General features: G+C 67.7%; 23 protein-coding genes. 22 read left to right on the top strand and 1 reads right to left on the bottom strand.

Going from position 1 to position 21,782, the window contains the following annotated elements; translation table 11 throughout:
- Window positions 1-53: 53 nt before the first annotated feature.
- The 16 genes from acs to AC1D2O_RS29535 all read left to right on the top strand — a co-directional run bounded on the left by acs (window position 54) and on the right by AC1D2O_RS29535 (window position 14,827).
- Entirely contained in the window at window positions 54-2,111 is a 2,058-nt protein-coding gene (gene acs, locus AC1D2O_RS29610) for an acetate--CoA ligase (protein WP_478093596.1), read from the top strand.
- 360 nt (window positions 2,112-2,471) lie between these two features.
- Window positions 2,472-2,753, top strand: coding sequence for a phenol hydroxylase subunit (locus AC1D2O_RS29605; RefSeq protein WP_478093598.1), 282 nt, complete (start codon window positions 2,472-2,474; stop codon window positions 2,751-2,753).
- A 45-nt stretch (window positions 2,754-2,798) separates the two neighbouring features.
- On the top strand, window positions 2,799-3,794 hold the full coding sequence (locus AC1D2O_RS29600) for an aromatic/alkene monooxygenase hydroxylase subunit beta (RefSeq protein WP_478093599.1): 996 nt from the start codon (window positions 2,799-2,801) through the stop codon (window positions 3,792-3,794).
- Window positions 3,795-3,814: 20 nt separating this feature from the next.
- On the top strand, window positions 3,815-4,111 hold the full coding sequence (locus AC1D2O_RS29595; RefSeq protein ID WP_478158355.1) for an MmoB/DmpM family protein: 297 nt from the start codon (window positions 3,815-3,817) through the stop codon (window positions 4,109-4,111).
- Window positions 4,112-4,145: 34 nt separating this feature from the next.
- Window positions 4,146-5,750: an aromatic/alkene/methane monooxygenase hydroxylase/oxygenase subunit alpha gene (locus tag AC1D2O_RS29590; RefSeq protein WP_478158354.1), complete on the top strand. Its 1,605-nt coding sequence runs from the start codon at window positions 4,146-4,148 to the stop codon at window positions 5,748-5,750.
- 30 nt (window positions 5,751-5,780) lie between these two features.
- A complete protein-coding gene (locus tag AC1D2O_RS29585) occupies window positions 5,781-6,143 on the top strand; it encodes a phenol hydroxylase subunit P4 (RefSeq protein ID WP_478089270.1) in 363 nt (120 codons plus the stop codon).
- 19 nt (window positions 6,144-6,162) lie between these two features.
- On the top strand, window positions 6,163-7,221 hold the full coding sequence (locus tag AC1D2O_RS29580) for a 2Fe-2S iron-sulfur cluster-binding protein (protein ID WP_478089271.1): 1,059 nt from the start codon (window positions 6,163-6,165) through the stop codon (window positions 7,219-7,221).
- A gap of 224 nt (window positions 7,222-7,445) precedes the next feature.
- Window positions 7,446-7,787 (top strand): 2Fe-2S iron-sulfur cluster binding domain-containing protein, encoded by a 342-nt coding sequence (locus tag AC1D2O_RS29575; RefSeq protein WP_478089272.1) that lies wholly within the window; start codon window positions 7,446-7,448, stop codon window positions 7,785-7,787.
- A 28-nt stretch (window positions 7,788-7,815) separates the two neighbouring features.
- Window positions 7,816-8,748 carry a catechol 2,3-dioxygenase gene (locus AC1D2O_RS29570; RefSeq protein ID WP_478089273.1) on the top strand — a complete coding sequence of 311 codons (933 nt, stop codon included), beginning with the start codon at window positions 7,816-7,818 and terminating at the stop codon, window positions 8,746-8,748.
- 10 nt (window positions 8,749-8,758) lie between these two features.
- Window positions 8,759-10,213, top strand: coding sequence for a 2-hydroxymuconic semialdehyde dehydrogenase (locus AC1D2O_RS29565; RefSeq protein WP_478089274.1), 1,455 nt, complete (start codon window positions 8,759-8,761; stop codon window positions 10,211-10,213).
- Window positions 10,194-11,051 (top strand): alpha/beta fold hydrolase, encoded by an 858-nt coding sequence (locus AC1D2O_RS29560; protein WP_478158353.1) that lies wholly within the window; start codon window positions 10,194-10,196, stop codon window positions 11,049-11,051. Before AC1D2O_RS29565 ends, AC1D2O_RS29560 begins: the two co-directional genes overlap by 20 nt.
- Window positions 11,052-11,074: 23 nt before the next feature.
- The gene (gene dmpE, locus AC1D2O_RS29555; protein WP_478089276.1) at window positions 11,075-11,857 is read left to right on the top strand and encodes a 2-oxopent-4-enoate hydratase; all 783 of its coding nucleotides are present in this window, start codon (window positions 11,075-11,077) and stop codon (window positions 11,855-11,857) included.
- Window positions 11,858-11,870: 13 nt separating this feature from the next.
- Window positions 11,871-12,782 carry an acetaldehyde dehydrogenase (acetylating) gene (locus AC1D2O_RS29550; RefSeq protein WP_478089277.1) on the top strand — a complete coding sequence of 304 codons (912 nt, stop codon included), beginning with the start codon at window positions 11,871-11,873 and terminating at the stop codon, window positions 12,780-12,782.
- Window positions 12,783-12,793: 11 nt separating this feature from the next.
- Window positions 12,794-13,840 (top strand): 4-hydroxy-2-oxovalerate aldolase, encoded by a 1,047-nt coding sequence (gene dmpG, locus AC1D2O_RS29545; protein ID WP_478158352.1) that lies wholly within the window; start codon window positions 12,794-12,796, stop codon window positions 13,838-13,840.
- The gene (gene dmpH, locus AC1D2O_RS29540; RefSeq protein WP_478158351.1) at window positions 13,837-14,625 is read left to right on the top strand and encodes a 2-oxo-3-hexenedioate decarboxylase; all 789 of its coding nucleotides are present in this window, start codon (window positions 13,837-13,839) and stop codon (window positions 14,623-14,625) included. The genes dmpG and dmpH overlap by 4 nt, the downstream gene beginning before the upstream one ends.
- A gap of 10 nt (window positions 14,626-14,635) precedes the next feature.
- Window positions 14,636-14,827: a 2-hydroxymuconate tautomerase gene (locus AC1D2O_RS29535; protein WP_286526486.1), complete on the top strand. Its 192-nt coding sequence runs from the start codon at window positions 14,636-14,638 to the stop codon at window positions 14,825-14,827.
- A gap of 30 nt (window positions 14,828-14,857) precedes the next feature.
- On the opposite strand, the gene AC1D2O_RS29530 is transcribed toward AC1D2O_RS29535, so the two are convergent.
- Window positions 14,858-15,829 (bottom strand): LysR family transcriptional regulator, encoded by a 972-nt coding sequence (locus AC1D2O_RS29530; RefSeq protein WP_478089280.1) that lies wholly within the window; start codon window positions 15,827-15,829, stop codon window positions 14,858-14,860.
- Window positions 15,830-15,920: 91 nt separating this feature from the next.
- Here AC1D2O_RS29530 and AC1D2O_RS29525 point away from each other — a divergent pair, with 91 nt between their 5' ends.
- The 6 genes from AC1D2O_RS29525 to AC1D2O_RS29500 all read left to right on the top strand — a co-directional run.
- On the top strand, window positions 15,921-17,315 hold the full coding sequence (locus AC1D2O_RS29525; RefSeq protein ID WP_478089281.1) for an MFS transporter: 1,395 nt from the start codon (window positions 15,921-15,923) through the stop codon (window positions 17,313-17,315).
- Between the two features lie 36 nt (window positions 17,316-17,351).
- Window positions 17,352-17,756, top strand: a complete 405-nt coding sequence (locus AC1D2O_RS29520) for a DUF2784 domain-containing protein (protein WP_478089286.1) — start codon at window positions 17,352-17,354, stop codon at window positions 17,754-17,756.
- A 237-nt stretch (window positions 17,757-17,993) separates the two neighbouring features.
- The gene (locus tag AC1D2O_RS29515; RefSeq protein ID WP_478089282.1) at window positions 17,994-19,070 is read left to right on the top strand and encodes a tartrate dehydrogenase; all 1,077 of its coding nucleotides are present in this window, start codon (window positions 17,994-17,996) and stop codon (window positions 19,068-19,070) included.
- Between the two features lie 9 nt (window positions 19,071-19,079).
- Window positions 19,080-20,039 (top strand): ABC transporter permease, encoded by a 960-nt coding sequence (locus AC1D2O_RS29510; RefSeq protein WP_478089283.1) that lies wholly within the window; start codon window positions 19,080-19,082, stop codon window positions 20,037-20,039.
- Between the two features lie 5 nt (window positions 20,040-20,044).
- The gene (locus tag AC1D2O_RS29505; RefSeq protein ID WP_478089284.1) at window positions 20,045-20,920 is read left to right on the top strand and encodes an ABC transporter permease; all 876 of its coding nucleotides are present in this window, start codon (window positions 20,045-20,047) and stop codon (window positions 20,918-20,920) included.
- An 8-nt stretch (window positions 20,921-20,928) separates the two neighbouring features.
- The coding region (locus tag AC1D2O_RS29500; RefSeq protein ID WP_478089285.1) for an ABC transporter ATP-binding protein at window positions 20,929-21,782 on the top strand (854 nt) is incomplete at its 3' end.

The following is a 21,782-nucleotide window of genomic DNA, read 5'->3' as shown; positions in this document are numbered from 1 at the left end:
GTGGTGTAGGTTTTTTGCTTGGATTTCGACCTGCCCGAAAAGGAGTCGCCGCCATGACTGAACACAGATCGCCTCGCCATCCCGCCAAGCAGCGGACAGTCGATGTCTCCGAGGCACAAATCGCGGTGCATTGGCCGGAAGAGGATTACGTCGCGCCCCCCAGCCGGTTCATCGCGCAGGCCAATTTGACCGACGCCGGCGTCTTCCAGCGTTTTGGCCTCGACAAATTCCCCGAGTGCTTCAAGGAATTCGCGGACCTTCTCGACTGGTATCAGTACTGGCAGACGACGCTCGACGCCAGCAACCCGCCGTTTTGGCGCTGGTTCGTCGGCGGCAGGATCAATGCTTGCCACAACTGCGTTGATCGTCACCTCGTCAAACACAAGAACAAGACCGCGATCCATTTCGTGCCCGAGCCGGAGAACGAGCAGGTACAGCACCTGACCTATCAAGAATTGTTCGTCCGCGTCAACGAGTTCGCGGCGCTGTTGCGCGACTTCTGCGGACTCAAGGCGGGCGACCGCGTGACCTTGCACATGCCGATGGCGGCGGAACTGCCGATCACCATGCTCGCCTGCGCGCGACTCGGCGTGATCCACTCGCAGGTGTTCAGCGGCTTCAGCGGCAAGGCTTGTGCCGACCGCATCTGGGATTCCGAGAGCCGCGTGCTGATCACGATGGACGCGTACTACCGCGCCGGCCATCTGATCGATCACAAGGAAAAGGCCGACATCGCGGTGAAGGAGGCCGCCAGCCTCGGCCAGCAGGTCGACCAGGTCCTGGTCTGGCAGCGCTACCCGGGCAAGACCTCGAGCGCCACACAGCTCGTCGAGGGGCGCGACGTCATCGTCAACGACCTGCTTGGCAGGTTCCGCGGCCAGCGCGTCGAGCCCGTGTCGATGCCGGCCGAGGCGCCGCTGTTCCTGATGTACACGAGCGGCACCACCGGGCGGCCGAAAGGCTGCCAACATTCGATCGGCGGCTACCTCGCCTACGTCACCTGGACATCCAAATACATCCAGGACATCCACCCCGAGGACGTGTATTGGTGCATGGCCGACATCGGCTGGATCACGGGCCATTCCTACATCGTCTACGGCCCGTTGGCGCTCGCCGCTTCAACGGTCGTGTACGAAGGCGTTCCGACCCATCCGGACGCCGGCCGGCCATGGCGCATCGCCGAACAGCTCGATGTCAATATCTTCCATACCTCGCCCACGGCAATCCGCGCGCTGCGGCGCGACGGACCCGATGAGCCGGCGAAATACCACCACCACTTCAAGCACATGACGACCGTTGGCGAGCCGATCGAGCCCGAGGTGTGGAAGTGGTACCACCGCATGGTCGGCAAGGGCGAAGCCGTCATCGTGGACACCTGGTGGCAGACCGAAACCGGCGGCTTCCTCTGCAGCACGGTGCCGGGCATCCACCAGATGAAACCCGGCAGCGCCGGGCCCGCGATTCCCGGCATTCATCCGGTGATCTACGACGATCGGGGCAAGGAGCTCGCCAGCGGTTCGGGCAAAGCCGGCAACATCTGCATCCGCAATCCCTGGCCGGGTGGCTTCCAGACGATCTGGAAGGACCCCGAGCGTTATGTGCGCCAGTACTACTCGCGCTATTGCAAGGACCCCAAGAGCAAAGACTGGCGCGACTGGCCCTACCTGACGGGCGACGGCGCGGTGCAGTCGGCCGACGGGTACTACCGCATCCTCGGTCGGATCGACGACGTGATCAACGTCGCCGGCCACCGCCTGGGCACCAAGGAAATCGAATCGGCAGCGCTGCTCGTGCCAGAGGTGGTCGAGGCGGCCGTGGTTCCGGTGGCCGACCCGGTCAAGGGCAAGGTGCCCGACCTGTATGTCGCGTTGAAGCTGGGGCTGGCGCCTTCCGCGGAGATCGCCGACCGGATCTCGGCATCGGTGGTGTCCGAGATCGGCGCCATTGCGCGTCCGCGCCGGGTGATCGTCGTTCCCGACATGCCCAAGACGCGCTCGGGAAAGATCATGCGCCGCGTGCTCGCAGCGATTTCGAACCGCCAGGATCCCGGCGATGTGTCCACCCTCGCCAATCCGGAGGTCGTCGACCGCATCAGGGAGTTGGCTCAATAGAAGCGTTTTGTCGCGCGCGAACAGGCCGGTGCATGGGTTGGCGCCTGCGGGGTACGCCTGGGCGAATGGCGCGGCGCGCTCGTGTGTGATGACTACTCGGGCTACCAGGCCCTGCGCGCCGGACAATTCACCCAGGGAACGGCTCTATTCCCCAAAACCAGGCCCGATCCGGGCCACTTCACCATTTGATCAAGCTGCACCGCAGCAAATGATCAACCCATCATCCGGGACAACCCGGAGCGGCCGGCCACCTCGCCGGTCGGGTCCATACAAATCAATCACTTAGCGGCGCTGGCACGCCCGTTGCCCTTAATGGCCGGGGCGGCGCTGTTGCTGCCCCGGATTTGATGGATTGAACAAGTGACCCTTTCGACGAGGCCGAACAGGCACAGCGGCAGTGCCAGCGCGATGACCGGGCAGCCGTGCTTCGTGCGTGTCACCGGCACGCGGGATGCGCGCTTCGTCGAGTTCGAGTTCGCCATCGGCGACCCCGAGCTCGCAGTCGAGCTGGTCATGCAGTTCGACCAGTTCCGCGAATTCTGCGAGCGCCACGAGGTGCGCCACCTGACGACCGAGGAGGGCGCCCGGCTCGACTTCGAGCGCATGAAGTGGCGCTACGGCGCGCCCGGCGTCGATCACTAGACCCCCAGCCCCTGACCCCCCGACCCCACCCAGAGGAGACATCCCGTGCAAGTCGACATCAAGACCACCGACATCCGGCCGATCCGGCAGACCTTCTCGCACGTGGCGCGGCGGCTCGGCGACAAGCCGGCCTCGCGCTACCAGGAAGCCACGCTGGACATGCAGCCGACGGCCAACTTCCACTACCGGCCGCTGTGGGCGCCCGAGTACGAGCTCTACGACAAGCGCCGCACCGCCATCGTCATGGCCGACTGGTACAGCTTCAAGGATCCGCGCCACTACTACTACGGCGTCTACACGATGACCCGTGCGCGGCAGCAGGAAGGGGCCGACCGCCAGTTCGAGTTCGCCGACAAGCGCCGGCTGCTGGCGCAGGCCGATGCGGGCACCCGCGAGTCGCTGCAGCAGGTGCTGGTGCCGCTGCGCCACTACGAGTGGGGCGCCAACATGAACCACAGCTACTGCTGCGGCTACGGCTACGGCACGGCGGTGACCCAGCCCTTCATCTTCGCCGCCATGGACCGGCTGGGCATCGCGCAGTACCTGTCGCGCATCGGCCTGCAGCTCGACGGCAACTCCGGCTCGGCGCTGGACGCCGGCAAGGAGGCCTGGCTCACGCATCCGGCCTGGCAGGGCGTCCGCCGCCTGATGGAGAACCTCTTCGTCACGCGCGACTGGTTCGAGGTCTTCGTGGCGCAGAACCTGGTCTTCGACGGCCTGCTGTATCCGCTGGTCTATCGCCGCTACGTGAACGAGCGCAGCGCTGCCACGGGCAATGCGCTGGGGATGCTCACCGAGTTCCAGAACGACTGGTTCGACGAGAACCTGCGCTGGGTCGATGCCACGGTCAAGACCGCGGCCGATGAATCGCCGGCCAACAAGGCGCAGCTCGCGAGCTGGTACCGCAGCTGGCGCGAGCAGATCGTCGATGCGCTCGCGCCGCTGGCGGCACTGGCACTGGGCGCTGCGGGCGCCGAGGCGCTGCGCGCCGTCGCCGCCGAACTCGACACCCGCGCCGCACGCCTCGGCATCGCCGCTTGAAGACCACCCAGGAGCCACGAATGACAAACGCCACCGCAGAGCTTTCCCGCCCGCCCGTCTTCATCGCGCTGCAGACCAGCGAGACCGCGCGCGCCATCGTCGAGGCCATCGTGGCCGACAACCCCGATGCGACCGTCGTCGACTACCCGGCGATGGTGAAGATCGATTCGCCCGGCCGGCTGGTGATCCGCCGGGCCTCCGTGGAAGAGCGCGTCGGGCGGCGCTGGGACCTGCAGGAGATCCACCTGAGCCTGATCTCGCTGTCCGGAAGCATCGAAGAGACCGACGACGAATTCATCCTCCATTGGGGCGCCTGAGCGCGCCGCATCACCGCATTCAAGGACACACGCCATGACCCAAGCAGACCACTCGCAGCGCCCCGCCGCCCGCCTCGGCCTCAAGGAACGCTACGCCATGATGACCCGCGGCCTCGGCTGGGACACCACCTACCAGTCGATGGACGACGTCTTCCCCTTCGACAAGTTCGAGGGCATCAAGATCCACGACTGGGACAAGTGGGAAGACCCGTTCCGCCTGACGATGGACGCCTACTGGAAGTTCCAGGGCGAGAAGGAAAAGAAGCTCTACGCGATCATCGACGCCTTCCAGCAGAACAACGGCCAGTTCAACATCAGCGATCCGCGCTACCTGAACACGCTGAAGCTGTTCCTGACCGGCGTGTCGCCGCTCGAATACGCGGCGCACCGCGGCTATGCGATGGCCGGGCGTTCCCTGCGCGGCGTGGGTGCGCGCGTGGCCTGCCAGATGCAGTCGATCGACGAGCTGCGCCATGCGCAGACGCAGTTCCACACCATCAGCCACTTCAACAAGTTCTTCAACGGGCTGCACGATCCGCAGCACATGCACGACCGGGTCTGGTACCTCTCGGTGCCCAAGAGCTACTTCGAAGACGCGATGAGCGCCGGCCCCTTCGAGTTCATCACCGCGATCTCGTTCTCGTTCGAGTACGTGCTGACCAACCTGCTGTTCATGCCTTTCATGAGCGGCGCCGCCTACAACGGCGACATGGCGACCGTGACCTTCGGCTTCTCGGCCCAGAGCGACGAGTCGCGCCACATGACGCTGGGCCTGGAGGTGGTCAAGTTCATCCTCGAGCAGGACCCGGACAACGTGCCGATCGTGCAGAAGTGGGTCGACAAGTGGTTCTGGCGCGGCTACCGGCTGCTGACGCTGGTGGCGATGATGATGGACTACATGCTGCCCAAGCGCGTGATGAGCTGGTCCGAAGCCTGGGAGATGTACTTCGAGAAGAACGGCGGCGCCCTGTTCCAGGATCTGGCGCGCTACGGCATCCGCATGCCCAAGTACCACGAGGTGGCGTCGAAGGAAAAGAGCCGGATCTCGCACGAGGCCTGGGCCATCTTCAACAACTACGGCCACGCGGCCAACTTCAACGTCTGGGTGCCCCGGCCCGAAGAGATGGACTGGCTCTCGGAGAAGTACCCCGAGACCTTCGACACGATGTACCGCCCGCGCTTCGAATGGCTCGCCGAGCAGGAGCAGCAGGGCAAGCGCTGGTTCAACAACACGCTGCCGATGCTGTGCCAGACCTGCCAGATCCCGATGGCCTTCACCGAGCCCGACGACCCGACCAGGATCTGCTATCGCGAGAGCACCTACCACGGCATGAAGCATCACTTCTGCTCGGACGGCTGCAAGGACATCTTCGACGGCGAGCCCGAGAAGTACGTGCAGGCCTGGCTGCCGGTGCACCAGATCTACCAGGGCAACTGCTTCCCCGAAGGCACCGACCCGACGGTGCCGGGCTTCAACCCGCTGGCCGCGGTGCTGAAGTACTACCACATCGAGGCCGGCGCGGACAACGGCGAGTTCAACACCTCGCCGGACAAGGCGAACTGGGAGCGCTGGACCGGGCAGGACCTGTCCACGCAGCCGTCGCAGCCTTCGCAGCCGTCGCAGCCGAAGGCTGCCTGAACCTCATCGAACCCGACACAGGAGAACCCCATGTCAGTTGTTGCACTCGCCCCCGGCTACACCGGCACCGTCGCGGACAGCGAAGACCGCTTCCACGGCAACCGCCTGCTCTACATCGGCTGGGACGACCACCTGCTGTTCTGTGCGCCCGTGTGCCTGCCGCTGCCCGCTGCCATGCCGTTCGGCGCGTTGCTGAGCGACGTGCTGCCCGGCGTCTACGGCAGCCACCCCGACTTCGAGAAGATCGACTGGGCCGAGGCGCAGTGGTTCGACTCGGGCAAGCGCTTCGTGCCCGACCCGGCGAAGTCGCTGGCCGACAACGGCCTGGTCCACAAGTCCGTGATCCGCTTCCGCGTGCCCGGCCTGAAGGGCATCAAGGGCTCGCACAGCTGAGCCCGCGAAGGACATCGCCATGAGCTTCCAGATCATGATCGAGCCGCTCGGGCAGGGCATTGCCGCCCGCGAAGGCCAGACGGTATTGGACGCCTGCCTGCGCGCCGGCGTGTGGCTGCCCCACGCCTGCGGGCACGGCGTCTGCGGCACCTGCAAGGTGCAGGTGCTCGAAGGCGAGTGCGACCACGGCGAGTCGTCCAACTTCGCGCTGATGGACTTCGAGCGCGACGAGGGGAAGATCCTCGCCTGCTGCGCCCTGGCCCAGGGCGACCTGGTGATCGAGGCCGAGATCGACGAGGATCCCGATGCGCAGTTCCTGCCGCTGGAAGACTTCGACGCCGAGCTGGTGGAAGCACGCATGCTGACGCCCACGATCCGCGGGCTGTGGCTGCGCACCGGCAAGCCCGCCGCCTTCCAGGCCGGCCAGTACGTCATGCTGCATGTGCCCGGCGTCGAGGGCGAGCGCGCCTTCTCGATTGCCAATGCGCCGCATGAAGACCTGATCGAGCTGCATATCCGCCGCGTGCCTGAGGGCCGCGCCACGGGCTGGCTGCACGACGAGCTGCAGGTGGGCCAGCGGCTGCGCTTCACGGCACCGAACGGCCGCTTCTTCGTGCGCAAGTCGGCGCAGCTGCCGATGATCTTCGTGGCGGGTGGATCGGGCCTGTCGAGCCCGAAGTCGATGATTCTGGACCTGCTGAACGAAGGCTGCCGGCTTCCGATCACCCTGATCCAGGGCGCGCGCAATCCCGACGAGCTGTACTTCAGCGAAGTCTTCGAGGCGCTCGCGGAGCGGCATCCCAACTTCAGCTATGTGCCTGTGCTGTCCGACCTGCCGCCCGATGCCGATTGGACCGGCGCACGCGGCTATGCGCACGAGGCGCTGAAGGCGCATTTCGCGAACGACTTCCGCGGCCACAAGGCCTATCTGTGCGGCCCGCCGCCGATGACCGAGGCCTGCATCTCGACCCTGATGCAGGGGCGGCTGTTCGAGCGCGACATCTACACCGAAAAGTTCTTCACCGCCGCCGACGCCGCCACCGCGGCGCCGCGCAGCCCGCTGTTCAAGGCGCTCTAGCATGAAACACCCCCGAAGCGCCTGCGGCGCCCCGAGTCGCTGCCAGAGGCAGCGGCTCTTCGGGTCCGTCCAAGCCTGCGAAGGCAGGCTTGGAGCCGCGGACCTCAGCCCCTCGAGGGGGCGATACCGGCGGCCTGGCAAAGCCGGTTCCGCGGTATCCCTGGTATCGGACTGCGCCGGTTTCATGCGTCGCGGGTCACGCGATCGCGTGGTGGAGCACTGAGATGGAACCGACCCCCTGCTTCTCGGTCGCGATCGGCAACACGCAGGAGCGCTATGCCTGCCGCACCGACCAGACCCTGCTCGGCGGCATGGAGCAGCTCGGCCGCAAGGGCATCCCGGTCGGCTGCCGCGGCGGCGGCTGCGGTGTCTGCAAGGTGCGCATCGAATCCGGCCGCACGCGCTGCGAGCGCATGAGCCGCAGCCACATCAGCGCCGACGAAGAGGCCGCAGGCTATGTGCTCGCGTGCCGGGCCTACCCACAGAGCGACCTGCAACTGCAGGCGGTCGCCAGGATGGCGCGCTGCATCGAGCGCCATTTCACGATTCCCCGTTCCCCCACCTGAAACCCCAACCACCTGAAGGAGACTCCCCATGGCACTCACTGGCGTACTGCGACCGGGCCACGTGCAACTGCGCGTGCTCGACCTGGAAGCGGCCCTCAAGCACTACCGCGACGTGCTGGGCCTGATCGAAACCGCGCGCGACGCGCAAGGCCGCATCTACCTGAAGGCCTGGGACGAGCATGACCACCACAGCGTGGTGCTGCGCGAGGCCGACACGGCCGGCATGGACTTCATGGGCTTCCGGGTCGACACGCCCGCCACGCTCGAGAAGCTGGCGGCCGACCTGAAGGCCAGCGGCCTGGCGACCGACATGCAATGGATCGAGGCCGGCGAGCACCTCCGGACCGGCAAGCGCTTTCGCTTCACGGTGCCGACCGGCCACTCGATCGAGCTCTTTGCCGAGAAAGAAAAGGTCGGCAACGGCATGCCCTACGAGAACCCCGAGATCTCCCCGGACGATCTCAAGGGCATGGCGCCTTCGCGCTTCGACCACTGCCTGCTGTACGGCGACGACCTCGACGGCACCATCAAGCTCTTCACCGAAGTGCTGGGTTTCTCGTTGGCCGAAAGCGTGGTGGCCGGCCCCGAGCGCATGGCGATCGCCGCCTTCCTGACCTGCTCGAACAAGCCGCACGACATCGCCTTCATCCGCCATCCGGAGAAGAACAAGTTCCACCATGCCTCGTTCCTGCTCGACAACTGGAGCGAGGTGCTCAAGGCGGCCGACATCATCACCAAGAAGCGCGTCTCGCTGGACATCGGCCCGACCCGGCATGGCATCACGCGCGGCGAAACGATCTACTTCTTCGACCCGAGCGGCAACCGCAACGAGGTGTTCTCGGGCGGCTACGTGTTCTATCCGGACAAGCCGCCGCTGACCTGGACCGACGACGAACTGGGGCGCGCGATCTTCTATCACGACCGCAAGCTCAACGAGAGCTTCCTCTCCGTGGTGACCTGAAGGATCGGCCGTGAAGAACTACCTCAACTTCATCAACGGCGACTTCGTCGCCACCTCGAAGACCTTCGACAACCGCGCGCCGGCCGACAACCGGCTGCTCGGCCGCGTCCACGAAGCCGGCGCCGCCGAGGTCGATGCGGCCGTGCGCGCGGCCCGTGCGGCGCTCCAGGGCGAGTGGGGCCGCATGAGCGTGGCGCGGCGCGTCGAGCTGCTGCATGCCGTGGCCGACGAGATCAACCGCCGCTTCGACGACTTCCTGGCGGCCGAGATGGCCGACACCGGCAAGCCGCATGCGCTGGCCTCGCACATCGACATCCCGCGCGGCGCGGCGAACTTCAAGGTCTTCGCGGACATCGTGAAGAACGTCCCGACCGAGACCTTCGAGACCACCACGCCCGACGGCGGCCAGGCGCTCAACTACGCGCTCCGTTCGCCGCTGGGCGTGATCGGCGTGGTCTGCCCGTGGAACCTGCCCTTGCTGCTCATGACCTGGAAGGTCGGGCCGGCGCTGGCCTGCGGCAACACCGTGATCGTCAAGCCGTCGGAAGAAACGCCGGCCACCGCCACGCTGCTGGGCGAGGTGATGAACGCGGTCGGCATCCCGCCCGGCGTCTACAACGTGGTGCACGGCTTCGGGCCGAACTCGGCCGGCGAGTTCCTCACGACCCATCCCGGCGTCGACGGCATCACCTTCACGGGCGAGACGCGCACCGGCGAGGCCATCATGGCTGCGGCGGCGAAGGGCGTGCGCCCGGTGTCCTTCGAGCTCGGCGGCAAGAACGCGGGCATCGTCTTCGCCGACGCCGATTTCGAGAAGGCGGTGGCCGGCATCACGCGCGCGGCGTTCGAGAACTGCGGCCAGGTCTGCCTGGGCACCGAGCGCGTCTATGTGCAGCGGCCGATCTTCGACCGCTTCGTCGCCGCGCTGAAGGCCAAGGCCGAGGCATTGAAGCTCGGGCCCTCCGAGGAAGCCGGCGTGAACCTCGGGCCGCTGATCTCGCGCGAGCACCAGCAGAAGGTGCTCTCCTACTACCAGAAGGCGAAGGACGAAGGCGCCACCGTGGTCACCGGCGGCGGCGTGCCGCAGATGAAGGGCGCGCTGGCCGAAGGCCACTGGGTGCAGCCGACGATCTGGACCGGCCTGCCCGAGACGGCCGCCGTCATTCGCGAGGAGATCTTCGGCCCGTGCTGCCACATCGCGCCCTTCGACACCGAGGAAGAAGCCGTCGCGCTGGCCAACGCCACCGACTACGGCCTCGCCACCACGGTATGGACCGAGAACCTGGGCAGGGCACACCGCATGGCGAAACAGATCGAGGTCGGCATCTGCTGGATCAACAGCTGGTTCCTGCGCGACCTGCGAACCGCCTTCGGCGGCGCCAAGGCCTCGGGGATCGGCCGCGAGGGCGGCGTGCACTCGCTCGAGTTCTACACGGAACTTCGCAATGTCTGCATCAAGCTATGAGGGGCGGGCGGCCATGAGCAATCCGGAGATCGGGCAGCGCGTGCGCACCGGCGCCTTCGATACCAACGTGCACGACCTGGGGGAGGGCGCGCCGGTCCTCTTCATCCACGGCTCGGGCCCGGGCGTCAGCGCCTGGGCCAACTGGCGCCTCGCGATGCCGGAGCTTGCGAAGACGCGGCGCGTCGTCGCACCCGACATGGCCGGCTTCGGCTACACCGACCGTCCGCAGGGCATCGCCTACACGATGGACACCTGGGTGCGGCAGGCGCTGGACCTTTTGGATGCGCTGGACATCGAACGCGCCGACGTGGTGGGCAACTCGTTCGGCGGCGCGCTGTCGCTGGCGCTTGCGATCCGGGCGCCGCACCGGGTTCGCCGGCTGGTGCTGATGGGCAGCGTCGGCGTGCCCTTCGCGATCACGCCGGGGCTCGACGCCGTGTGGGGCTACACGCCTTCGTTCGAGAACATGCGCCGCATCATGGACGTGTTCGCGCACGACCGCTCGCTGGTCAGCGACGAGCTGGCGCAGCTGCGCTACGAAGCCAGCGTCCGCCCGGGTTTCCAGGAATCCTTCGGCGCGATGTTCCCGGCGCCGCGCCAGCGCTGGGTCGATGCGATGGCGAGTCCGGAGGCGGCGATTCGCGCCTTGCCGCACGAGACGCTGGTGATCCATGGCCGCGAGGACCAGGTGATTCCGCTCGCCACCTCGCTGATCCTGGCCGACTGGATTCCGAACAGCCAGCTGCATGTGTTCGGCCACTGCGGCCACTGGACGCAGATCGAGCACAGCGGCCGCTTTGCACGGCTGGTCGGCGACTTCCTCGCCGAGGCCGACTGATTCATCTCAACCACATGCCCACCATGGACACCGCACTCATCCACCAGCTCGGCGACGAGCTCTACGCCGCGCTGCGCGACCGCCAGGTCGTGGAGCCGCTCACCCACCGCCACGAGGGCATCACCATCGAGGATGCCTACCACGTGCAGCAGCGCATGATCGCGCGCCGGCTCGATGCCGGCGAGCGGATCGTCGGCAAGAAGATCGGCGTCACCTCGCGCGCCGTGATGAACATGCTCGGCGTCTTCCAGCCCGACTTCGGCTACCTGCTCGACGGCATGATCGTCGGCGAAGGCGAATCCATCGACAGCCGGACGCTGATCCAGCCCAAGGCCGAGGGCGAGATCGCTTTCCTCCTCAAGCGCGACCTGATGGGGCCGGGCATCGGCAACGCCGACGTGCTGGCGGCCACCGAATGCGTCATGCCCTGCTTCGAGATCGTCGATTCGCGCATCCGCGACTGGAAGATCAAGATCGCCGACACCGTGGCCGACAACGCCTCCTGCGGCGTCTTCGTGCTGGGCGACAGCGCGGTCGACCCGCGCAGGATCGACCTCGGCACCTGCGGCATGGTGCTCGAGAAGAACGGCGAGATCATCGCCACCGGCGCCGGCGCCGCCGCCCTCGGCTCGCCGGTCAATGCGGTCGCCTGGCTCGCCAACACGCTCGGCAAGCTGGGCATCGGACTCAAGGCCGGCGAAGTCATCCTGTCGGGTGCGCTGGCCGCCATGTTCCCCGCCGCCGCGGGCGACAACTTCCGCGTTTCCATCGGCGGCCTCGGCGGCTGCTCGGTTCGCTTCCATTGAAGGACACACACCCATGAAGAAGATCAAGTGCGCCCTGATCGGGCCGGGCAACATCGGCACTGACCTGCTGGCCAAGCTGCAGCGCAGCGCGCTGCTCGAACCCGTGTGGATGGTCGGCATCGACCCCGCGTCCGACGGTCTGCTGCGGGCCCGCGAGATGGGCCTCAAGACCACCGCCGAAGGCGTCGACGGGCTGCTGCCGCACGTGCAGGCCGACGACATCCGGATCGCCTTCGACGCCACCAGCGCCTATGTGCACGCCGAGAACTCGCGCAAGCTCAACGCGCTCGGCGTGCGGATGATCGACCTCACGCCGGCGGCGATCGGGCCGTTCTGCGTGCCGCCGGTCAACCTGAAGGACCAGCTGCGCGACGCGCCGATGAACGTCAACATGGTGACCTGCGGCGGACAGGCCACGATCCCGATGGTGGCCGCGGTCTCGCAGGTGCAGGCCGTGGCCTACGGCGAGATCGTCGCGACCGTGTCGAGCCGCTCGGTCGGCCCCGGCACGCGCAGGAACATCGACGAGTTCACCCGCACCACGGCCGCCGCGGTGGAGCAGGTCGGCGGCGCCGCCAGGGGCAAGGCGATCATCATCGTCAACCCCGCCGAGCCGCCGCTGATCATGCGAGACACCGTGCACTGCCTCACCGAAGACGAACCCGACCCCGCGCGCATCACGGCCTCGGTGCACCGGATGATCGCCGAGGTCCAGAAGTACGTGCCGGGCTACAAGCTCGTGAACGGGCCCGTGTTCGACGGCAAGCGCGTGTCGATCTACCTCGAGGTCGAGGGGCTGGGCGACTATCTGCCCAAGTACGCCGGCAACCTCGACATCATGACCGCCGCCGCGGCGCGCACGGCGGAGATGTTCGCCGAAGCGATGCTGGCCGGCGAACGCCAACCCGAAACCGCTGCAGCCTAGGAGGCCCCCCGATGAATCTCGAAGGAAAACGCATCACGGTCCATGACATGACGCTGCGCGATGGCATGCACCCCAAGCGCCATCTCATGACGCTGGACCAGATGCGCCACATCGCCGCCGGCCTCGACGAAGCCGGCGTGCCGCTGATCGAAGTGACGCACGGCGACGGGCTGGGCGGCAGTTCGGTCAACTACGGCTTCCCGGCCCACAGCGACGAGGAGTACCTCGGCGCGGTGATCCCGCTCATGAAGAAGGCCAAGGTCTCGGCGCTGCTGATTCCCGGCATCGGAACGGTCGACCACCTGCGCATGGCGCACGGCGTGGGGGTGCACACGGTGCGCGTCGCGACGCACTGCACCGAGGCCGATGTGTCGGAACAGCACATCACGATGGCGCGCAAGCTCGACATGGACACGGTGGGTTTCCTGATGATGGCGCACATGGCCAGCCCCGAGAAGCTGGTGAGCCAGGCGCTGCTGATGGAAGGCTACGGCGCCAACTGCATCTACGTGACCGACTCCGCCGGCTACATGCTCCCCGATGACGTGAAGGCGCGCATCGGCGCGGTCCGCGCGGCCTTGAAGCCCGGCACCGAACTCGGCTTCCACGGCCATCACAACCTGGCGATGGGCGTCGCCAATTCGATCGCCGCGGTCGAGGCGGGCGCCAACCGGATCGATGCCGCCGCCGCGGGGCTGGGCGCGGGCGCAGGCAACACGCCGATGGAAGTCTTCGTCGCGGTGTGCGACCGCATGGGCATCGAGACCGGCGTCGACGTGTTCCGCATCCAGGACGTCGCAGAAGACCGCGTGGTGCCGATCATGGATCACATCATCCGGGTCGACCGCGACTCGCTGACGCTGGGCTACGCGGGCGTCTATTCGTCCTTCCTGCTGTTCGCCAAGCGCGCCGAGGCCAAGCACGGCGTGCCGGCGCGCGAGATCCTGGTCGAACTCGGGCGGCGCGGCATGGTCGGCGGCCAGGAAGACATGATCGAGGACACGGCGATGACGCTCGCACGGGCCCGCAAGGCCGCAGCGCAGGGGGTGGCGGCATGAAGCTCGACCCCGACACGATCTCGGCCCTCGCCGAGCATCTGGAGCGCTGCGAACTCAATGCGCAGGACACGCCGAAGATCACCGACGAGTACCCCCAGATGGACTGGGACGATGCCTATGCCATCCAGAACGAGATCCGGCGGCGCAAGCTCGCGCGCGGCCATCGCATCATCGGCCTCAAGGCCGGCCTGACCTCGCACGCGAAGATGAAGCAGATGGGCGTCACCACGCCGGTGTTCGGCTTCATGGCCGACAACTACGCCGTGCCCGAAGGCGGCGAGTGCCGCATGGCCGAACTGATCCATCCCAAGGTGGAGCCCGAGATCGCGTTCGTGACCCGCGCCCCGCTCAAGGGACCGGGCTGCCACATCGGCGCGGTGCTCGCGGCGACCGATTTCGTGCTGCCCGGGATCGAAGTGATCGACAGCCGCTACCGCGACTTCAAGTTCGACTTGAAGAGCGTGGTGGCCGACAACACCTCCGCCTCGCGCTTCGTCGTCGGCGGTCGCCCGAGGCCGGCCTCCGAGATCGACCTGCGCACGGTCGGCATCGTGCTCGAAAAGAACGGCGAGCCGGTGGCTTTCGGCGCCGGCGCCGCGGTGCTGGGCCATCCGGCCGCGGCGATCGCGATGCTGGCCAATCACCTGGGGGCACGCGGCGAGGAGATCCCGGCCGGCACGCTGATTCTCTCGGGCGGCATCACCGAAGCGGTCGCGGTGAAGGCCGGCGATTCGGTCACGCTCAAGGTGCAGGGCATGGGCAGCGTCGGCCTGCGATTCACCTGAAGGAGACTGCATGCCCTTTGCACAGATCTATCTCATCGAAGGCCGGAGCGAGGAACAGAAGCGGGCGCTGATCGAAAAGGTCACGCACGCGATCGTGGAAGCGGTCGGCGCGCCCAAGGAGAACGTGCGCGTCTGGCTGCACGACGTGCCCAAGGAGAACTGGGGCATCGCCGGCGTCAGCGCCAAGGACCTGGGGCGTTAGAAACCTTCCGCCGCACGCCCGGGCGATCTCTCAAACGACGCCCTTGTTCGCTCCCGTCGCCAGCGATGCGACCGACGGAACGATCCAGCGCGGTTCATTGAGCACCCGCTGCATGCACTCGCGCAGCCATCGATGCGCCGGGTCGGCGCCTTGACGCGGGTGCCAGGCCATGCGCATGGCCTCGGACGGCACGGGAACCGGCAGCTCGAACACCTGCAGTCCGAGCGAGGCCGCCATCCCGCGCGCCGTGCGCTCGGACACGCTGGCCACGAGGTCGGTGCGCGAGGCGGCGATCAGCGCCGAGAAGGAACTGGGCACGAGCAGCGCCACATGCCGTTCGAGCCCGAGTTGCTCCAGCGCCGTGTCGACGGCGGAGACTTCGCCCGAACGCGGCGTCACGCCGACATGGCGCGCGGCGGCAAAGCGTTGCGCCGTCATGAGGTTCTTCTTCTTGCCCGGCTTCAGCAACGGGTGACCCGTGCGAACCGCGCCCACCAGCGTCTGCTGCGACAGCACCTGGGTCTCGGTTTCGGGATCGGTGCTCCGGAAGCTGCCGACGTCGAGGTCGAGCCGCCCTTCGCGCAGGGCGCCCGGGTCGACATGCGTTTCAGGCAGGAACTGCAGCATGGCCAGCGGCATGTCGATCTCCAGCGCGCGCGACAGGCTGGCCCCGAACACCACCGCGATCCCCTCGGGTGCCCGAACGACGAAGCGCCGTTTGACCGACGCCAGGCCTTGCGCGTCGACCGGTGCGCGCAGCGCCTGCGCCTGGGCCAGCAGCGCGCATACCGGCTCCACCAGTGCCAGCGCGCGCGGCGTGGGCACGAGCTTGCGGCCCGCCCGTACCAGGATCGGATCGTCGAAGGCTTCGCGGATGCGCGCCAGCGTATGGCTCATGGCGGGCGTGCTCAGGTGCATGCGCGCCGCCGCCGCCGTCACGCTGCCGGTGGCCAGCAGGGCATCCAGCGCGGTCAGCAGGTTGAGGTCGTAGGTGTTCGCCATACGAAATCATATGTTCGATTCATTGCACTGTACAAAATCGATGCCGCTGCGGACACTGGCGCCCCTCGCTCTGCTCGACCCCACGCACCCAATGAAAAAACAAGACAGGCCGTCCGCGCTGCTGCCGTTCGCCATGCTCGTGCTGACGCTCGTCCTGGCCGCGCTGGACCAGACCATCCTCTCGACGGCGCTGCCCGTGATGGCGCATGAACTCGCCGGCGGATGGCCGCTGGCGTGGGCGTTCTCCGCCTACCTGCTGGCCGCCACCGTGGTCATCCTGTTGTACGGCCGGCTGGCCGACGTGCTGGGCAAGAAGCCGATGCTGCTGCTGGCGATCGGCCTGTTCCTGCTGGGTTCGCTGGCCTGCGGAGCGAGCCACGACGTGCGCCAGCTGGTGCTCGCGCGGGCGCTGCAAGGCGCGGGCGGAGGCGGCCTGATGACCTTGACCATGTTGACCGTGCCCGACCTGGTCGCGCCCGAGGAGCGCGGCCGTTATCAGGCCTTGCTGGGCGCGGCCTACGGCGTCTCGACCCTGTTCGGACCGCTCGTGGGCGGCGCACTGGTGCAGCATCTGTCGTGGCACTGGGCTTTCTGGCTGAACGTCCCGCTGGCGGCATTGGCCTGGAGCGTGCTGGCCCTGACCTTGCCGCCGAAGCTGGCGTCGGTGCAGCAGGGCCCGCGTCCTCGCATCGACTGGCTCGGCGCCATGCTGCTCACGACCGCGCTCGTGAGCCTCCTGCTGGCCACGCAGCACGGGAAGCTGAACCTGCCCGAGCGTATCTCGCTCCGGCTGCTGCTGGCGCTCGGCGCCACGTTCACGCTGGGCTTCCTGTGGCGGCAGCGCCGTGCCGCGCACCCCTTGCTGCCGTTGCCGCTGTTCGCCCGCCCGGCCTATGCGGCGGTCAGCTTCATAGGAATGACCACGGGCGTCGCGCTGTATGCGGCGGTGGTTTTCCTGCCTCAGTACCTGCAGGCCGGCCTGCACCTGTCGCCCACGGCATCGGCCTGGCATCTGCTGCCGTTGATGGTGGGCATCACGGTGGCCGCCGTGACCAGCGGCAAGCTGCTGCGGGCGCAGAGGCCTGCCGCCAGGCTGGCGCGGACGGCCTGCATGCTGATGCTGCTGTCTTTCGGTTTGCTGATCGCCGTGCTGCGCTGGCTTCCGGATGCGGCGCTGGCGCTTTCTGCCAGCTTGCTGCCGCTGGGCTTCGGGCTGGGCCTGCTCTTTCCGATCGTCACCGTGGTGGCGCAACGGGTCTCGCCGGTGCAGCACATGGGGATCGCCACGGCGGCACCGATCATGCTGCGCAGCCTCGGCGGGGCGTCCGGCGTGGCCTTGCTGGCCGCCTGGGGCCACGGGCTGCAACCGGTCTTCGGCTGCGCGGCCGGCGCCGTCCTGCTGGCGCTGCTGGCCTGCCGGTGGTTGCCGCAGGGAGGTGTGCGACAAGGCCTCGAACAGCCTGTCTACCGCCAGGCTCCCTCCTGAAGTTCCGCCGCCACCGTTAGCATTCCCTCCATGGGAATGACCGACCGCCTGCTGGCCGACGCCGTGCTGCTGCTGCACGGCCTGTTCATCCTGTTCGCGGTGCTGGGCGGCCTGCTGGTCTGGCGCTGGCCGAGGCTGGCCTGGCTGCACCTCCCGGCAGTCGCCTGGGCCGCCTGCGTGGCGGTGACAGGCTGGGATTGTCCGCTGACGCCGCTCGAGATCGCGTTGCGCCGCAGCGCCGGCGAGGCGGGCTACAGCGGCGGCTTCATCGACCACTACCTGCTCGGCACGATCTACCCGGAAGGTTTGACGCGTCCGACCCAGGTCGCGGCGGGCGTCGGGGTCGCGCTGCTCAACGGAATCGTCTATGCGCTGCTTATCGCGAGGCGCGCCCGGGCGGCCTCCGGGAGGTCGGCGAAAGAGTCGTCGCCCCCCGAATAGGCGCCCCGGCCGCGGGCGAGCCTTCTAATAGACAGAAGGCGAACCCTCTTTTTCCATCGCGAAAACACGGCCTTTCATTCGAAGACCTTGCCCAATGGCCTTCTGATTTTGGCAAGGCAAAGTACGTATCAACCCCGATCTGGCCGCACGGCCCGGGTTCTAGACTTCTTCGAGTCATGCCCGCGTCACATTCGCGGGGGCCGGAATCGAAACAGTTTTGAAGCGGGTGCTTGATCGATGCAAAGAAAACACAGAATCGCCGTCGTCCCGGGGGATGGCATCGGAATCGAAGTGGTGCCTGAAGGTCTGCGCGTGCTCGACGCCGTGGGTCGCCGCTTCGGCATCGAGTTCGGCTTCGACCATTTCGACTGGGGCTCCGACCACTACGTCCGCCACGGGCTGATGATGCCCGCCGACTGGGCCGAGCACATCCAGGGCCACGACGCGATCTACTTCGGCGCCGTCGGTGCCCCGGACAAGGTGCCCGACCACATCGCGGTCTGGGGCCTGCTGATCAAGATCCGCCGGGACTTCGACCAGTACGTGAACCTGCGCCCGGTGCGCCTGATGCCGGGCGTGCCCGGACCGCTCGCACACCGCAAGCCGGGCGACATCGATTTTTTCGTGGTGCGCGAGAACACCGAGGGCGAGTACACCTCGGTGGGCGGCCGGCTGTTCGAAGGCACGCCCCGCGAGATGGCGATCCAGGAGGCCGTGTTCACGCGCGTCGGGGTCGACCGGATCCTTGAGTACGCCTACGAGCTCGCCAGCAAGCGGCCGCGCAAGAACCTCGTGGCGGCCACCAAGTCGAACGGCATCTCGGTCACCATGCCGTACTGGGACGAGCGGCTGGCGGAGATGGCCAAGCGCTATCCCGACATCGCCACCAGCAAGTTCCACATCGACATCCTGTGCGCGCACTTCGTGCAGCATCCCGACTGGTTCGACGTCGTCGTGGCCTCCAATCTCTTCGGCGACATCCTGTCCGACCTGGGCCCCGCCTGCACCGGAACCATCGGCATCGCACCGTCCGCCAACCTGAATCCCGAGCGCCGCTTCCCGTCGCTGTTCGAGCCGGTGCATGGCTCCGCGCCCGACATCGCCGGCAAGGGCGTGGCCAATCCGATCGGCCAGATCTGGTCCGCCGCCCTGATGCTGGACCACCTGGGCAACGGCGACAGCGTCTATGCGCAGGCCTCGGCGTCGATCCTCTCCGCCATCGAGACCGTGCTGACCGACGGTCCCCGGACCCGGGACATGGGCGGCACCGCGACCACGGTGGACGTGGGCCGCGCCATCGCCAGCTGCATATGACCCACTGAGATGGGACTCTTCCTTCTCAAGCGCCTGGCCACGCTGGTCGGCACGCTGATCGGCGCTTCGGTCATCGTCTTCCTGGTCCTCGAGATCCTGCCCGGCAATGCCGCGCAGATGCTCATGGGCCCGGACGCCTCGCCCGACGCGGTGGCCGCGCTGGCCACCAAGCTGGGCCTGGACCAGCCGGCCTGGACGCGCTACTGGCACTGGATCGGCGGCCTGCTGACCGGCAACCTCGGCGACAGCTACGCCTACGGCTCGCCGGTGCTCGACCTGATCCTGGAACGGCTCGCGCTGACCATCCCGCTGGCGGTGCTGGCGATGAGCCTCACCACGGCGCTGGCGCTGCTGGTCGGCGTGACGGCCGCGGCGCGCCACAACAAGCTCGGCGACGTCGGGTTGATGAGCCTGACGCAGGTGGGCATCGCCGTTCCGAACTTCTGGTTCGCGATCCTGCTGATTCTCCTGTTCTCCGTGAAGCTGCAGTGGTTCTCCGCCGGCGGCTTCGACGGCTGGGGCGAAGGCGCCGCGGGCGTGCTGGGCGGCATCAAGGCGCTGCTGCTGCCGGCGCTGTCGCTGGCGGTGGTGCAGGCCGCGATCCTGGCGCGCATCACGCGCTCGGCGGTGCTCGAGGTGATGCGCGAGGACTTCGTGCGCACCGCGCGCGCCAAGGGCGTGTCGCAGCGCGCCGTGCTCTGGCTGCATGTGCTGCGCAACGCGCTCATTCCGGTCGTCACCGTGATGGGCATGCAGTTCTCCGAGCTGCTCGCGGGCACCATCGTGATCGAGAACGTGTTCTACCTGCCGGGCCTGGGCCGGCTGATCTTCCAGGCCATCAGCAACCGCGACCTGATCGTGGTGCGCAACTGCGTGATGCTGCTGGCGGCGCTGGTGGTGTTCGTCAACTTCGTGGTCGACGTGCTCTATGCCGTGATCGACCCGCGCATCAAGGCCAGCGACATATGAGCGCCATGACCATCACCGTCCCGGGCGGCGGCGCCGCGCCCAAGGCGCCGGGCTTCTGGCGCCGCGCGCTGCACCACCGCAGCTTCACGATCGGCGCCGTCCTGAGCCTGCTGCTGATCCTGGCCGCGGCCGTCTCGCTGGTCTGGACGCCCTGGTCGCCGTACGAGATGGACATGGCCAACAAGATGCAGGCGCCCTCGGCCAGGCACTGGCTGGGCACCGACGCCTTMGGGCGYGATGTCGCCTCGCTGCTGCTGGTCGGTGCCCGGGCGTCGATCCTKGTCGGCGTGATCGCSGTSGGCATCGGCCTCGTGGTCGGCACCGCGCTGGGCCTGCTCGCGGCGGCGCGSCGCGGCTGGGTCGAGGARGCCATCATGCGCTTCGCCGACTTCTCGCTCGCCTTCCCGGCCATCCTCTCGGCCATCATGATGACGGCGGTGTTCGGCGCCGGCATCGTCAACGCGATCGTYGCCATCGGCATCTACAACATCCCGACCTTCGCGCGCATCACGCGCGCCTCGGCCAACGCCATCTGGTCGCGCGAGTWCATCGCCGCCGCGCGCGCCTGCGGCAAGGGGCCGCTGGCGATCACGCTGCAGCACGTGCTGCCGAACATCTCGGCCGTGCTGATCGTGCAGATCACCATCCGCTTCGCGATCGCGATCCTGGCCGAGGCGGCGCTGTCGTACCTCGGCCTGGGCACCCAGCCGCCGCARCCCTCGTGGGGCCGCATGCTCAGCGAGGCCCAGACGCTGATGTTCCAGCAGCCGCTGCTGGCCGTCTTCCCCGGCCTGGCGATCGCGTTCGCGGTGCTGGGCCTGAACCTGCTCGGCGACGGTCTTCGRGACCTCCTGGAYCCRCGCCTCGCMCGCGCCCGCTGAACCACGACATGCCACTTCTCGAAGTCAACGATCTCCGTGTGCAGCTGCAGACCCAGCGCGGCCCGGCCGAAGCCGTGCGCGGCATCTCCTTTTCGCTCGAGCGCGGCGAGACGCTGGGCATCGTCGGCGARTCGGGCTGCGGCAAGTCGATCACGGTGCAGTCGCTGATGGGCCTGCTGCCRTCGAGCGCCAAGGTSAGCGGCAGCATCCGCTTCGACGGCACCGAGCTGGTCGGCCTGCCCGAGCGCGAGATGTGCAAGCTGCGCGGCGACCGCATCGGCATGATCTTCCAGGAGCCGATGACGGCGCTGAACCCGCTGCACACCATCGGGCGCCAGGTCGGGGAGCCGCTGCGGCTGCAYCGCGGCGTGTCCAAGGCCGAGGCGCGCAAGGARGCGCTGGCGCTGCTCGAGCGGGTCGGCATCCCGGACGCGGCCTCGCGGCTCGACGCCTATCCGCACCAGTTCTCGGGCGGGCAGCGGCAGCGCATCGGCATCGCGATGGCGCTGGCCTGCGGGCCGGACCTGCTGATCGCCGACGAGCCCACCACCGCGCTCGACGTGACCATCCAGAAGCAGGTGCTGGACCTGATCCAGCGCCTGGTCGCGGAGATGGGCATGGCGCTGATCCTGATCTCGCACGACCTCGGCGTGATCGCCGAAAGCGTCTCGAAGATGCTCGTGATGTACGGCGGCAGCGTGGTCGAGAGCGGCCCGACCGCCGCGGTCTTCGCCGAGCGCGCCCACCCCTACACCCGCGGCCTGTTCGCGGCCCGGCCGGCGCTGGGCGCCCCGCGCGGCCTCAAGCTCGCCACCATCCGCGGCAGCGTGCCCGAACTGGTGGACCTGCCGCCGGGCTGTCC

It is taken from the genome of Variovorax sp. P1_G12 (genome assembly GCF_056405555.1).
This window is presented reverse-complemented; position numbering and strand designations above follow the sequence as displayed.